The sequence below is a fragment of the Asticcacaulis benevestitus DSM 16100 = ATCC BAA-896 genome (assembly GCF_000376105.1).
Taxonomy (GTDB): domain Bacteria; phylum Pseudomonadota; class Alphaproteobacteria; order Caulobacterales; family Caulobacteraceae; genus Asticcacaulis; species Asticcacaulis benevestitus.
In genome coordinates this window covers 239,886-251,821 of record NZ_AQWM01000001.1, presented here as the reverse complement: position 1 = coordinate 251,821, position 11,936 = coordinate 239,886, and the positions used below count along the sequence as shown (strand labels likewise).

Annotated in this window: 13 protein-coding genes; 6 read left to right on the top strand and 7 right to left on the bottom strand. The window is 57.8% G+C overall.

What is annotated here, in order from left to right; translation table 11 throughout:
• Positions 1–26: 26 nt before the first annotated feature.
• Entirely contained in the window at positions 27–293 is a 267-nt protein-coding gene (locus B060_RS23675) for a RidA family protein (RefSeq protein ID WP_081606775.1), read from the bottom strand.
• A 138-nt stretch (positions 294–431) separates the two neighbouring features.
• Between B060_RS23675 and B060_RS0101280 the strand changes: the two genes are divergently transcribed.
• On the top strand, positions 432–683 hold the full coding sequence (locus tag B060_RS0101280) for a hypothetical protein (RefSeq protein WP_018079937.1): 252 nt from the start codon (positions 432–434) through the stop codon (positions 681–683).
• 173 nt (positions 684–856) lie between these two features.
• Here B060_RS0101280 and B060_RS0101275 read toward each other — a convergent pair whose 3' ends face one another.
• Together B060_RS0101275 and B060_RS0101270 are read right to left on the bottom strand one after the other, a co-directional pair.
• On the bottom strand, positions 857–2,038 hold the full coding sequence (locus tag B060_RS0101275) for an alpha/beta hydrolase-fold protein (protein ID WP_026172496.1): 1,182 nt from the start codon (positions 2,036–2,038) through the stop codon (positions 857–859).
• 134 nt (positions 2,039–2,172) lie between these two features.
• Positions 2,173–3,969, bottom strand: a complete 1,797-nt coding sequence (locus B060_RS0101270; RefSeq protein ID WP_018079935.1) for a glycoside hydrolase family 97 protein — start codon at positions 3,967–3,969, stop codon at positions 2,173–2,175.
• A 371-nt stretch (positions 3,970–4,340) separates the two neighbouring features.
• On the opposite strand from B060_RS0101270, the gene B060_RS0101265 reads away from it, so the two are divergent.
• Together B060_RS0101265 and B060_RS0101260 are read left to right on the top strand one after the other, a co-directional pair.
• On the top strand, positions 4,341–4,568 hold the full coding sequence (locus B060_RS0101265; RefSeq protein ID WP_018079934.1) for a hypothetical protein: 228 nt from the start codon (positions 4,341–4,343) through the stop codon (positions 4,566–4,568).
• A gap of 4 nt (positions 4,569–4,572) precedes the next feature.
• Positions 4,573–4,788: a hypothetical protein gene (locus tag B060_RS0101260; RefSeq protein WP_018079933.1), complete on the top strand. Its 216-nt coding sequence runs from the start codon at positions 4,573–4,575 to the stop codon at positions 4,786–4,788.
• Between the two features lie 28 nt (positions 4,789–4,816).
• Here the strand turns inward: B060_RS0101260 and B060_RS0101255 are convergent, their stop codons facing one another.
• Positions 4,817–5,599, bottom strand: a complete 783-nt coding sequence (locus tag B060_RS0101255; protein WP_155847732.1) for a hypothetical protein — start codon at positions 5,597–5,599, stop codon at positions 4,817–4,819.
• 128 nt (positions 5,600–5,727) lie between these two features.
• Between B060_RS0101255 and B060_RS0101250 the strand changes: the two genes are divergently transcribed.
• Together B060_RS0101250 and B060_RS0101245 are read left to right on the top strand one after the other, a co-directional pair.
• Entirely contained in the window at positions 5,728–6,324 is a 597-nt protein-coding gene (locus B060_RS0101250) for an LOG family protein (protein WP_018079931.1), read from the top strand.
• A gap of 1 nt (position 6,325) precedes the next feature.
• Entirely contained in the window at positions 6,326–7,027 is a 702-nt protein-coding gene (locus tag B060_RS0101245) for a VIT1/CCC1 transporter family protein (RefSeq protein ID WP_018079930.1), read from the top strand.
• Here B060_RS0101245 and gltX read toward each other — a convergent pair.
• Positions 7,024–8,364, bottom strand: coding sequence for a glutamate--tRNA ligase (gltX, locus tag B060_RS0101240; RefSeq protein ID WP_018079929.1), 1,341 nt, complete (start codon positions 8,362–8,364; stop codon positions 7,024–7,026). The two genes, B060_RS0101245 and gltX, sit on opposite strands and share 4 nt — an antisense overlap.
• A gap of 278 nt (positions 8,365–8,642) precedes the next feature.
• Between gltX and B060_RS0101235 the strand changes: the two genes are divergently transcribed.
• Positions 8,643–10,784, top strand: a complete 2,142-nt coding sequence (locus B060_RS0101235) for an EAL domain-containing protein (protein WP_018079928.1) — start codon at positions 8,643–8,645, stop codon at positions 10,782–10,784.
• A gap of 47 nt (positions 10,785–10,831) precedes the next feature.
• On the opposite strand, the gene dksA is transcribed toward B060_RS0101235, so the two are convergent.
• Positions 10,832–11,251, bottom strand: coding sequence for an RNA polymerase-binding protein DksA (gene dksA, locus B060_RS0101230; RefSeq protein ID WP_018079927.1), 420 nt, complete (start codon positions 11,249–11,251; stop codon positions 10,832–10,834).
• Between the two features lie 213 nt (positions 11,252–11,464).
• Positions 11,465–11,890 (bottom strand): flagellar assembly protein FliX, encoded by a 426-nt coding sequence (locus tag B060_RS0101225; RefSeq protein WP_018079926.1) that lies wholly within the window; start codon positions 11,888–11,890, stop codon positions 11,465–11,467.
• Between the last annotated feature and the right edge of the window lie 46 nt (positions 11,891–11,936).

Here is an 11,936-nt window from a genome sequence, read left to right as displayed (position 1 = left end):
ATTCTTTCTGTGCCGAGACGGCTGTCTCAGGCGTTTATCTTCAGGACGGCATCGACCTCTACAGCCACACCCAGAGGGAGGGCCGCTGCCGAAACGGCGCTACGGGTATGTCGCCCCTTTTCGCCAAAAGCCGCCACCATCAGTTCGGAGGCGCCATTGGCAATCTTGGGCTGATCGGTAAAATCGACCGTCGAATTGACGAATACAGTGAGTTTCATCACACGGCAAACCCTCTCAAGGTCACCCAACGCGGCTTGCGCCTGCGCTCCGACCTCCGCCGCGACAACACACACACGCCTGGCGTTGTTTTGACATCAGCTTTAGTCCTTTGAGAGTAATCCATGCGTTTGCTTTTTTTGGGCCTCATTAGAGTCTAACGAACCAGCCCTGTACAGTCCTCAAACCGAAAGCGAAGGCCTTTTGATTAAACTGTGCGGGAGCTGATCAAGCGGCCCGATCCCCATCTCCATGCGCATAATGCCAGCGCTGTTGAACAGCAGATTGACACCAGAACAGCCCGTTATCAGTTCCTTGGCGAAGGCCGCGACATTGTGGGGATCGTCAATATCGAGTCTCAGGGCATGTACGCGCACTCGATCGCCGCCCCCCTGGAGGAATTAAAAGCGGCGGCCAGCAATAGTGACAGCGCCGCCGAGGTCGTAAATCAATGGTTGAGTACCTGACTTTGGCACGTACCCACGCCCATTGACGATGTGCCCACCAAATAGCCAGTCGCTTAACAGCTTCGCATTTGCGCAGGGCCAAGGGATTCAAGGGTTACCCCCCCTTATGGGCATTCGAGCTACGCCGACATTGGAGCCCCCAACTGGGGCCAAGACCGACACAACTCAGGCTATCAGTCCTTGAAGAGCAAGGGAGCCATTTCACGCAGACTCCGCCGCCAGGTGAGGAATTCGTGTGCCGTATTCGGCGACACATAAAAAACACTGTTAAAGCCAGACTTTTTCAAAGCTTCCGCATTTGCGCGCGGATCCTGGCGAGGTCCGCCCGGAGGGCCGCCGCGTCCGCCTTCAAGTTCGCGGCTGCCAAAACTGACAAACGCCAGCTTTACCTTGTCCCGGAAACCCGGCGTCTTGTCGACGTCTTCGACGGATAGTGTTCCACCGCTCAGAAGGCCGATATAGGCAAACTTATCGACGTTTGCGAGCGTGACCAATTTGGTTTCGAAGCCGCCCATTGAAAGGCCTGCCATGGCTCGGTGCGGCTGGTCGGCAAGTGTGCGGAAATGGCCATCAATATAGGGGATCAGTTCGTTGACGAGAACCGTCTGGAACGGCTTGATGTCGAAGCTTGCCAAACCGCCGGGACGGACCTCGTTCGTCATGCCATATGTCATCACAATGATGAACGGACGCACCTTACCGTCAGCGATCAGATTATCCATGATGAGGTTGGCGTGGCCCTGATTGGACCAGGCGGTTTCGTCCTCCCCCCAGCCATGCTGGAGATAAAGCACCGGATATCGCATGCCTTGATTTTTATCGTATCCTGGCGGCGTGTAGACAAAGGCGCGTCGCTGCGCGCTTGTGCTGAGAGAGGCAAAAAGAACCTGTTGCACATTACCATGGGGAACGTCCTTGAGCGCATAGAAGTCCGCGTCATGCGCCGGAATTTCTATGCCGCTTTCCCATCGTGTCGAGCCATAGAAATTCAAAGCCCCCGGGTCATTGAAGGTCCCGCCGTCGACCGTCAGGTGATAATAATGAAAGCCCTCGTCCATCGGGCCTTCCGTTGTGCCGCTCCATGTGCCGTCTGAGGCCTTGGTGAGGGTTGTACCGCCACGACCACCCAAACCGAGGCTCACCTTAACATTTTGAGCGTCCGGCGCGACGATGTGAAAACGGGCATATCCCTGCGAATTGACCTGAGGGTATTGCTGACCCGGCTGATTCACAGAAGACGGCTTAAAGTCCTCCGTTATCGCCGCAGGTCCGGTTTGTGGCGGCGTAGCTGTCTGCGCGGACACGGGGCCAACGATGAAGACAGCCATCAAGGCTGTGGCTATAGACCGGTTCATTTGACATCTCCCTAAGTTATATCGCCGTTTGTTTTCTCTCGGCGTTTATATTACTCAGACTATTACAAAGATCCGCGATCTCTGCAATAGCGCTGATGTGTCAGCAAGGACAAGGGAACCGGCTACAGGCGCTCCTAGTTCGCTGCTTTGCGTATATGCGCAACGAAGCCGCCGCGTGCGCGCATGGTCAGCCTGATAAGCTGATCAGATGCGACCGGTCCCTCCAAAGGCTTATAAGAATCTGGCTTATCCGGATCATCGGCAAGTTCAACCATATGCCACGTCCCCTTTTTCAGGAAAGCCAGGCTTAGCTCCATGTCACGCGCCTCGCCATTATTGATGGCCGCGATGAACCAGTCGCTACCACTGCGTCTGGCCATGATAGCGACCTTACCCGGTTCGCTGCCAGGCAGGACGATCGTCTCATCCCACGTGGCGGGCACAGCCTTTAACAGGTCAAGCCCAGGGTTTGACAGATAGGCCTGCGGGTGCCCGCCCATTGACAGATAAGGCGATGTAAACATGACCATCTGGGCCAGTTCGTGGCCCCAGCTATTGCCCTGCAGTTCCTTGGTTTCAAAAACGGTCGGCGTGTAATCCCCGGGGCCTACCACATAGCGGGTGAACGGCAGGATCGTGTCGTGGTCGGCCGTAAGTTTGCGCTGATAGCGCGTAATATGCCACTCATGGCCGCGCACCCCCTCGCGTGTCAGAACATTCGGCCATGTCCGCTCCGTGCCTGTCGGCTTGGAGGCTCCATGAAAATCAACCATCAAATGCTCGGCCGCGGCATCCTTTGCCGTGTCTCTATACCAGTTGGACCATTCACGACTGGCAGGTGCCGGAAAATCAACCTTGACCCCCACCACGCCAATGTCGGCAAAGCGCTTGAACAAGGCTTGCCGGGTCGCCGGGGTCGATACGTCATGACTATGAACCCAAACCCAGATGCCAACGCCCTGCTGACGGGCATACTGGACCGTATCGGTCAGGGATGGCCACGGCGCGGCCCATTTGGCCCAGCCGTCATCGATCAGGTAGTAATCAAAACCAAGCTTGTGCGTCCAGTCGACCCATTGATGCTGATCCGTTTCGAGAGGATCACCAATCGCCAGCCATTGCCACGATGAACGCCCCGGACGAATCCATTTGGCCTCCGCCAACTCCGCCGACGGGGGAGGATTGAGGTTTTGCACAAGAGTTGAATTGACCAGCCCTGTCAGGTCGCGGGCAATAATCGTCACGCGCCAGGGCTGGATCACCGCCTGGTCTGTTGACCAGCCATTGGGATCAGCATAGAGGCGCGTCGCCAGCGTACCCTCTTTGGTCAAATGGATAGAACTGTCGCCATAGTCGACCACCGCCGCTTCGCTCAAGGTTACCCATAATCCGCTGACCTTGGCCGTTAATGGCAGACCGTAGGCTTTGTCGCCAAGCTTGGTTAAGGTCGTTTCTGCATAGGTATTTTCATATTCGGGTCCAAATTCTGTTGCCCAGATCTTGGGATCAGGTTCAGCCAGGTTCCAGCCGGATCCATTGGCTTCAACCTTTCGACCGGCAAGGGCCGGCAATCTCAGCCGCACGGCCACGCCATCGTTAGCGACATGGACATCCGCCTCAAACGCCACTCCGTTGGACGACAGAAAAAGCTTCGCCGTATTGGCATGGTTATCGGCCCAGGCCTTGCCGCCATGGAAGGGGTAACGCTCCGCCACCTTCCCGCGTTGCGTTTTCTTGATGGATACGCCAGCCCCAAGATCAATCCCGTTCGTACGCATACCCAGTGGGGATGGATTGAGGACGGACTTGCCGTCCATCGACACACGATAGGCCAAGACCCCGCCTTCGTCGCTAATAACCGCTGTGACTTTTCCATCCGGACTCAGAACGCCGACGGGTCGGGCCTGCACGGCCGAAACCGCAAGGAGCAAGATTACAAGTCCCCCTATCACGGAGGCTACATCTTTTATTTGAATCCTGATCACTGACTTTGCGCCTTATAATGCCCTGCTTAGGCTCAATTGTAGGACATTTCCACAACCATAAACAGAACTAATTTTCACCGCTGTCGCGTTTAAGAGATCCACCTGGCATTGCCATACTGAACTGGGTCTTCTCAAACACCCTGAGCTTGTATGTCCATCTCATCCGTCGGGCTGAAACCTTAGGCGAATTAAAGCCTCCATAAAAATCACACAGCAGATGACCCTCGCCCTTTTTATAATCGCCCAGGGACTGGCCTATATTTTCCTTACCGCCCACGAGCGCATGTTGAACGCGTTATTTCAATGCGAGTCCTGCCATGCCCCGCGCAACTACCTTACGGAATACAGACTATCGCAGCGATCGACGCGAGCCCGTCGTCTTCGAGACCATCGTCATTGTTTTGGCCCTCATCATGATCATTTCCGGCTTTTCCCTCTATGTTGGCAGGGCTTTTGCAGCACCCGGAGACACACAGGCCCATACGATCCGGACCGAGACACCCGCGCCCATAACCGCTAGACCTTTCAGCCTTGCAGAGACCTAAGATCATGTCCTCCGCCTATGCCATACGCACAAGCTCTTCCACGCCCTATGCTTTGATGGCCTTCTTTGCAATTGTCATCGTGGCGATCCTGGCTGCGACAGCCATGGTGCAGCTGAAAGCCGCCGAGGCGCTACAGGCAGAAGCCGCTGATCGCTATGTACCGGTGGATGAAGATGTACCTGTCACAGACGCGGTGGTGGAAACGCAAACCAAGATTTGACAGTTCGCGTTCAAGCAAGGCAGACGGACTAAAAAACCAGGGTTGTCTGCATACCGCCGCCAGGCAGTTTCCACGCGACGCGCCACCCCTCTCCCACCCGGCTTATGGCGTCCTCATTATCTGCCGGCAGAACGTCGGTGAAATCGCGTTTTATCTGTTTTTCACCGACCACCAATGTCAGGCTGTTGGGCGTCTCGGTTTTCAATGGAGGCTCGATTTGCGTTGTCGCGTTGTAATATCCCCGATCATCGCTGGTGGTGCGCCAGATGTCGCCGTTCAGAATCACCTCGACCGCGGCAGAAGGCGCTACACGTCCGCTGATTGCAAGGGCGCCTGCCGCATCATAATCCAGCACCGCCACCTCTGTATCATCGTTGAACAGGGCCAGGCTTGGAGAACCCGCCCGCATCAATACGGCCTTATGCGGCGCCAGCGGCGGAATGAACAGGCGTCCTTCGGCGTACATCAGCCGGCCACCATCTTCGGTCGAGAGGTCGTAAAGGCCGCCTTGCGGTCCGGCCGGCAGTTCGGCGCGGAACCGCCCCTTGGAGTCCGAAGTGACACCAATGGCGCGATTGCCGCCATAGCCGAAGCGCACGCGGGCATCGGGAATCGTCTGACCGGTGACCACGAACACGTTGGAACCGGCCTGAGCCACCTCAATGATCTGCGGGGCGCGCGAATAGCCGGCGGCGCGCATGGCGTCGGGCGCTTCGGGCAAGGCCGGCTTGCCGTTGCAGCCCCCAAGCGTCGTCAACGCCACCATAGCGGTCAGCGACAAAAGGCGGCGCAAATCAGTTACGTGTCTCATGGTCGATATCTTTTTCACGCCCTAGACCTAACCGCTTTTCACGAGCGCGAATAGAGGGTTAGATATGTCATGACGCAGGTTTATAAGATTAAAGTGAGTCGCGCTCCCTAACCGAGATTGAAGCCAACATGCCCCTGACCAAAAACGAAATCCGTTCCGTCTGTGTGTTTTGCGGATCGGCCTTCGGCAAAGACCCGGCCTATAAACAGGCGGCCCACGATCTTGGGCAAATTCTGGCAGGCGCCGCCATGCGCCTGGTTTATGGCGGCGGCGGCGTGGGGCTTATGGGCGAAACCGCCCGCAGCGTGCACGAGTCAGGCGGCAAGGTGCTGGGTATCATGCCCAAATTCCTGCAGAACCGTGAAGCCATTGTCGATGGAGTCGACACGCGCATCGTGTCGAATATGCACGAACGCAAGATGATGATGTTCGAGGAATCGGATGCTTTCGTCGTCATGCCCGGCGGCGTCGGCACGCTTGAAGAGGTCATCGAACTGATGTCATGGCGTCGTCTCGATTTACATAAGAAGCCGGTCATCTTTCTCAATATCAATCACTATTGGGAGCCTTTCTTTGCGCTGATACGTCATACCGAAGCGGAGGCCTTCACCCCTGCTGTTTTCCTCGACACCTTTTTCAGCGTGGATACGGTCGAAGAGGTTCTGCCTGCCATAGCCCGCGCTGGCCTGCACACGGTGGATATCGATACCCGGCGTAGGGTCTGACATGACACGATCTCACAAGGCTTCGGAACGGCACTATATCTCACGCATCGGCTGGCTAAGAGCCGCAGTTCTCGGCGCCAATGACGGGATTATCTCGACCGCCAGCCTGATTGTCGGGATCGCCGCCAGCCCCGCGGACAAGAGCGCCATCCTGTTGACAGGCGTAGCGGCTCTTGTGGCGGGCTCGCTGTCGATGGCGGCGGGCGAATATGTCTCCGTCAGCTCGCAGGCCGATACCGAAGCTGCCGATATCGCCCGCGAAACTCAGGAATTGCAAGACTTCCCAGAAGCCGAGATCGAGGAATTGACGCAGATCTATGTTGGCCGGGGTCTCGAAGCGCAGCTCGCCCGTCAGGTGGCTGAGCAGTTGATGAAGACAGACGCCCTGAAAGCCCACGCCCGCGACGAACTGGGCTTCTCCGAACACACCGAGGCCAAGCCCATTCAGGCGGCCCTGACTTCGGCCATCACCTTCGCCTCGGGCGCCATCCTGCCGCTGCTGGCCATGTGGCTTAGCCCACGCCCGCTCATCGTGGGGATCGTCGCGGCCTGCGCCATTGTCTTCCTCGGCCTTTTGGGCGCTTTGGGCGCTGTGGCTGGCGGGTCGAACATGGGTAAGGCTGTTTTCCGCGTTACCTTCTGGGGCGCGATCGCTTTGGGTGTGACCGCCGGTATCGGCAAACTGTTCGGTGCCGTGATCTAGCCCTTCAAGCGTTGCGCGATCTTGTCACGGCCGATCAGGAAGCTCAGCGCCCCCATATCCGGACCGTGGTCCATCCCGGTCAGGGCCTGGCGCAGCGGCATGAACAGGGCCTTGCCCTTGGCGCCGGTGGCTTCCTTGATGGCGCCCGACCAGGCGGACCAGCTCTCGCGGCCATAATCGGCCGGCAGAAGGTCCAGCGCCTTGGCGGCAAAGGCAGCGTCTTCGATCTTCGGCGTGATGTCCCCACCGACGATCTGGGCCCACTCGGTCACCTCGTTGAACTTGTGCAGGTTCATGCGGATGGTGTCCCAGAAGAGTTCTCCGAGATCGGCGTTGAGGGCTTCGAGACGCGGCTTGGCCTCGGCATAGCTCATGGCCTGCAACACGCCAGCATTGAGGCGCATCAGGTCATCAAAATCATAACGCGCCGGCGCACGCCCCATCTTGCCGAAATCCTGACCTTCGGCCAGCGCGGCCAGAGACGGCGCGGCTTCCAGTGCATCGGAGGTGCCGATCTTGGCGAGGTGTGAGGTGATGGCCAGAGGTTCGATGCCGTCTTCGCGCATTTGCGAAATCGACATGGAGCCCAGGCGCTTGGAAAGCCCCTCGCCATCGGCACCGACCAGCAGCGGCATGTGGGCGAAAATAGGCAGCGGCGCGTTGCCGAAGAAGGCGGAAAGCGCTTCAAAAATTTCGATCTGCGTGCCGGTATTGGCGACGTGATCCTCGCCGCGAATGACGTGGCTGATCTTCATGTCGATATCATCCACCACCGATGGCAGGGTGTAGAGGAAGGCACCGTCTTCGCGGATCAGCACAGGGTCGGACATCGAGGTGGTGTCGACTTCGCAATGCCCGCGCACCAGATCTTCCCAGGCGACGCGTTTGCCTTCCAGCTTGAAGCGCCAGTGCGGCTTGCGCCCCTCGGCTTCAAAGGCGGCGATCTCTTCGGCGGTCAGGGTGAGCGCCGCGCGGTCATAAATCGGCGGCAGGCCGCGCGACAATTGCACCTTACGGCGACGATCCAGTTCGTCAGCGGTTTCATAGCACGGATAGAGCCGGCCATCGGCCTTTAGCTGGTCAGCGCACTTTTGGTAGATGTCGAAGCGCTTGGACTGGTTATAGCGCTCATCCCAGACCAGACCCAGCCAGGTCAGGTCGGTCTCAATCAGGTCTTCATTTTCCTTGGTCGAGCGTTCCAGATCGGTGTCGTCGATACGCAGGACAAAGACGCCCTGATTCTTCTGTGCGAACAGCCAGTTAACGAGCGCGGCGCGAACATTGCCGGCGTGGATGCGGCCGGTGGGCGAAGGAGCGAAGCGAACCTTGACGGTCATGGATACGGTCTCTGATAAAAGCCTGAAATTCAAGCCCCTCCCATACGCCGCCCGATCCGCTTTGGGAAGGGGCCGAATGGAAAAGGCGCCAAGGCCCAGATATGAAAATACCGCCTGCGCCTTGACTTGGTTTCTTAGGGAAACGCTTTAACGCTCTGAATAAGAATAATAATCTTTTGTGACATCAAGCGACAATTAAGCACTTACCTTTAGGACTGACCACAAGACGCCAAAATCGCGTCCATTGCGTGTCTAGTGAAGAAGTCAGGCTTAACTCTATGCAGACGTCCTTGTGCATTTCCGATATCACCGACCGGATCGATCCGGTGCCCGTTCATTGCAATAACTCCACCCTCTACGAAGCCTTCCGTGACGATCATGACCTGATGGTGGTGGCTGTGGTCGATACTGCCGGCCAGGTCCTTGGCTTGATCGAACGCCATGCCTTCAACCTGACCATGGCTTCCGAATATGGCCGCGCCCTCTATGGCAACAAGCCGGTCACCACGGTGATGGACAAGTGCCCGCTGCTCGTCGATATCACCACGCCTTTGCGCGATTTCACCAGCAAGACCCTGACCGAACGCCCGTCCGAACTGATGCGCGGCTTTATCGCCACCTCGGATGGCCGTTATGCCGGCGTCGGCACCTCGCTATCCGTGCTCAGGGCGATCAGCGGCGATCTCCAGCAATCGCTGGGGCGTCAGCAGGAAATGACCAACGACCTGATCAGGCTGGGTGGTGAATCCCAGCGCCACCAGACCTTCCTCAACATGGTTATCCAGAATATCCCGGCCATGGTGCTGGTTAAAAACGCCTCTGACCAAAAGATCGTCCTGCTCAATAGCGTCGGCGAGGACATGCTCGGTGTCTCACACGAGACCGTCGTTGGCCAGGCCAGCGGCGACTTCATGACCGCCGAACGCGCCGCGCTTTACAACACCTATGATCAGATGGCGCTCAATAGCGATGAGGCCATCATGCTCAAGGAAGAGCATGTCACTGACGCCCATGGCCGGCAACGTATTATCCAGCTCAAGAAGACCGTCCTGCGCACGCCGTCCGGCGAGCCCGACTGCATCCTGACTCTTGGCACCGACCTGACCGAACAAAAGCAAGCCGAAGCGCGCATCGCCCATCTGGCGCACTACGACCCCCTCACAGGCCTGGCCAATCGGGCGCTGTTCAGCCGCGAAATGGAGGCCGCGCTCAGTCGCGTGCAGCGCCTTGATCGTAAAACCGCCCTTCTCTGCCTTGACCTCGATCGTTTCAAGGCGATCAACGATTCCTACGGCCATCTCACGGGTGATCAGTTGCTGACCGAGGTCGCCGAACGCCTGCGCGGATGCGTACGCAAAGGCGATGTCATCGCGCGCATGGGCGGCGATGAATTCGCCATTATTCAGGATATTGAGGTGCCCCAAGATGCCCAGCATCTGGCGGCCCGCATCGTCGAGGCGATGAAACTGCCGATCGTAATCAATGATACGGCGCTCGAAGTGGGGGCCAGCATCGGCATTGCCATGGCGCCGACGGATGGCATGGACGCCAACAATCTGTTGTCGCGCGCCGATCTGGCCATGTACCGCGTCAAGGCGGAAGGCCGTAACGGCTGGCGCTTCTATCGTCCGGAAATGGATGCGCAGTTACAAAGCCGCATCGAGATGGAACATGACCTCAGGCAAGCCTTGGCTGATAATCAGTTCCAGCTGTTTTACCAGCCTCTGCTCAATCTTGACACCCATCGCATCGTCTCCTTCGAGGCACTGTTGCGCTGGCACCATCCGTTACGGGGCATGGTATCGCCGGCCGAATTTATCCCGGTGGCCGAAGACTGCGGCCTGATCGGGCAACTGGGTGAATGGGTCCTCAATCAAGCTACCCGCACCGCCGCTTTGTGGCCAGAAGCCTGGCGCGTGGCTGTCAATATCTCGCCGCTTCAATTCCGGCACAAATCCTTGGTGGGTCTGGTAAACAGGGCGCTCAAGGTTTCGGGTCTGTCGCCCGCGCGCCTGGAACTGGAAATCACCGAAAGCGTTATTCTGGAAGACGAGACGCACAATCTCGCCATCCTGAACGCCATCCGGGCCCTGGGCGTTCGCATCGCCATGGATGACTTCGGCACCGGCTACTCATCCTTGAGTTACCTGCGCACCTTCCCGTTCGACAAGATCAAGATTGATCAGTCCTTCGTGCGCGACCTGCCACACGACAAAAACGCCCTGTCGATTGTTCGCGCCATCACCGACATGGCGCAGTCGCTCGGCGTTCTGATCACCGCCGAAGGTGTAGAGACGGAAGCACAAATGGAAGCCCTGAAAGCGCTCAATTGCGGCGAAGCCCAAGGCTACCTGATCGGTCGGCCGGCGCCGGATATCAGTGCCTATGTACAGCCGCTCGCTGTCTGCTACGGCACATAAAAAAGCGCTGGATCACGCCGGCGCTTTTTCATTTTCCATTTTCTGGCTTAGTCGTCCCGGTGGACCCGCTCGGAACGTTCGTGGCGTTCCTGAGCTTCAATCGAGAGTGTCGCCGTCGGGCGGGCCTCAAGGCGGCCGAGTCCGATCGGCTCTCCGGTCTCTTCGCAGAAGCCGTAGGAACCATCGTCGATGCGCGAAATCGCCTCGTCGATCTTGCTGATCAGCTTGCGCTGACGATCGCGCGTGCGCAGTTCGAGGGCGCGGTCGGATTCCGACGAGGCGCGATCGACCAGATCCGGATGGTTTTCCGTCTCTTTCTGCATGATGTTGACGGTTTCCTTGGCGCCTTTCAGAATTTCTTCTTTCCAGGCGTTCAGCTTGCCGCGGAAATAGGTCAGTTGGCGGGAATTCATATACTCTTCGCCATCGGTCGGGCGATAGGGCTCTGTTACTTGGATGGCAGACATAAGATTACACCCCTGATGAACGACGCTGGTCAATATGTCCTGACGCTGAACACAGCCGGACATAAGAACCCTAGACAGCAAAAACGATACCAGTCGACAGTCGCTCATCCCCGCCGGGCGCGATTGTGCGATGGCGGGCTTATAATGCGGGAATCTAAACCTGTGAAGCGGTTTTAAGTGAATGGTTCGTAAATCGCCGGAAGCGGTGCAGCGTTACATCAAACGGCGCTTGGCCAGCTCGACGCAGGCGCGGGTTTCGATCTCGTTGAGCACACCTTGCAGCCTGTCATCTTCGATGTCCTCCCGATGCTCGGCGATGCGTGACTGCAAGCGCAGCAAGGCTTCGTCATCGAGATCGCCGGAGAGCACGCTGACCTTGATATCATCAAGCGCATCGAGAATATCGTGAGAACGCTTCATCTGGCGGCGGCGGCGGCCAGTCAGCACGTCCTCCTCGCCCTGGAGCGCCAGAAGCGCATCCATGCCCATCATGCCGAAGGTCGCAGAGGTTTGCGCCGTCGCCGCCGATTTTTGCGCGCCCGTGCTACCGGAAAGCGAGAAGCCAGAACCGGGCTTTTTGGCGCCGCTGGCTGGTACGCTGACGGAAGCGCCGGTCGTCGGATTAATTCTGAACGTCATGATAGACCTACGGGGACGAAATGCCCCTCACCCTTATGCATTTTGT

What these genes read in the sequence shown, in the direction of transcription:
- B060_RS0101275 (WP_026172496.1), bottom strand. Translation starts at nt 2,038, where the DNA reads ATGAACCGGTCTATAGCCACAGCCTTGATGGCTGTCTTCATCGTTGGC.
- B060_RS0101265 (WP_018079934.1), top strand. Translation starts at nt 4,341, where the DNA reads ATGCCCCGCGCAACTACCTTACGGAATACAGACTATCGCAGCGATCGA.
- B060_RS0101260 (WP_018079933.1), top strand. Translation starts at nt 4,573, where the DNA reads ATGTCCTCCGCCTATGCCATACGCACAAGCTCTTCCACGCCCTATGCT.
- B060_RS0101255 (WP_155847732.1), bottom strand. Translation starts at nt 5,599, where the DNA reads ATGAGACACGTAACTGATTTGCGCCGCCTTTTGTCGCTGACCGCTATG.
- B060_RS0101250 (WP_018079931.1), top strand. Translation starts at nt 5,728, where the DNA reads ATGCCCCTGACCAAAAACGAAATCCGTTCCGTCTGTGTGTTTTGCGGA.
- B060_RS0101245 (WP_018079930.1), top strand. Translation starts at nt 6,326, where the DNA reads ATGACACGATCTCACAAGGCTTCGGAACGGCACTATATCTCACGCATC.
- gltX (WP_018079929.1), bottom strand. Translation starts at nt 8,364, where the DNA reads ATGACCGTCAAGGTTCGCTTCGCTCCTTCGCCCACCGGCCGCATCCAC.
- B060_RS0101235 (WP_018079928.1), top strand. Translation starts at nt 8,643, where the DNA reads ATGCAGACGTCCTTGTGCATTTCCGATATCACCGACCGGATCGATCCG.
- dksA (WP_018079927.1), bottom strand. Translation starts at nt 11,251, where the DNA reads ATGTCTGCCATCCAAGTAACAGAGCCCTATCGCCCGACCGATGGCGAA.
- B060_RS0101225 (WP_018079926.1), bottom strand. Translation starts at nt 11,890, where the DNA reads ATGACGTTCAGAATTAATCCGACGACCGGCGCTTCCGTCAGCGTACCA.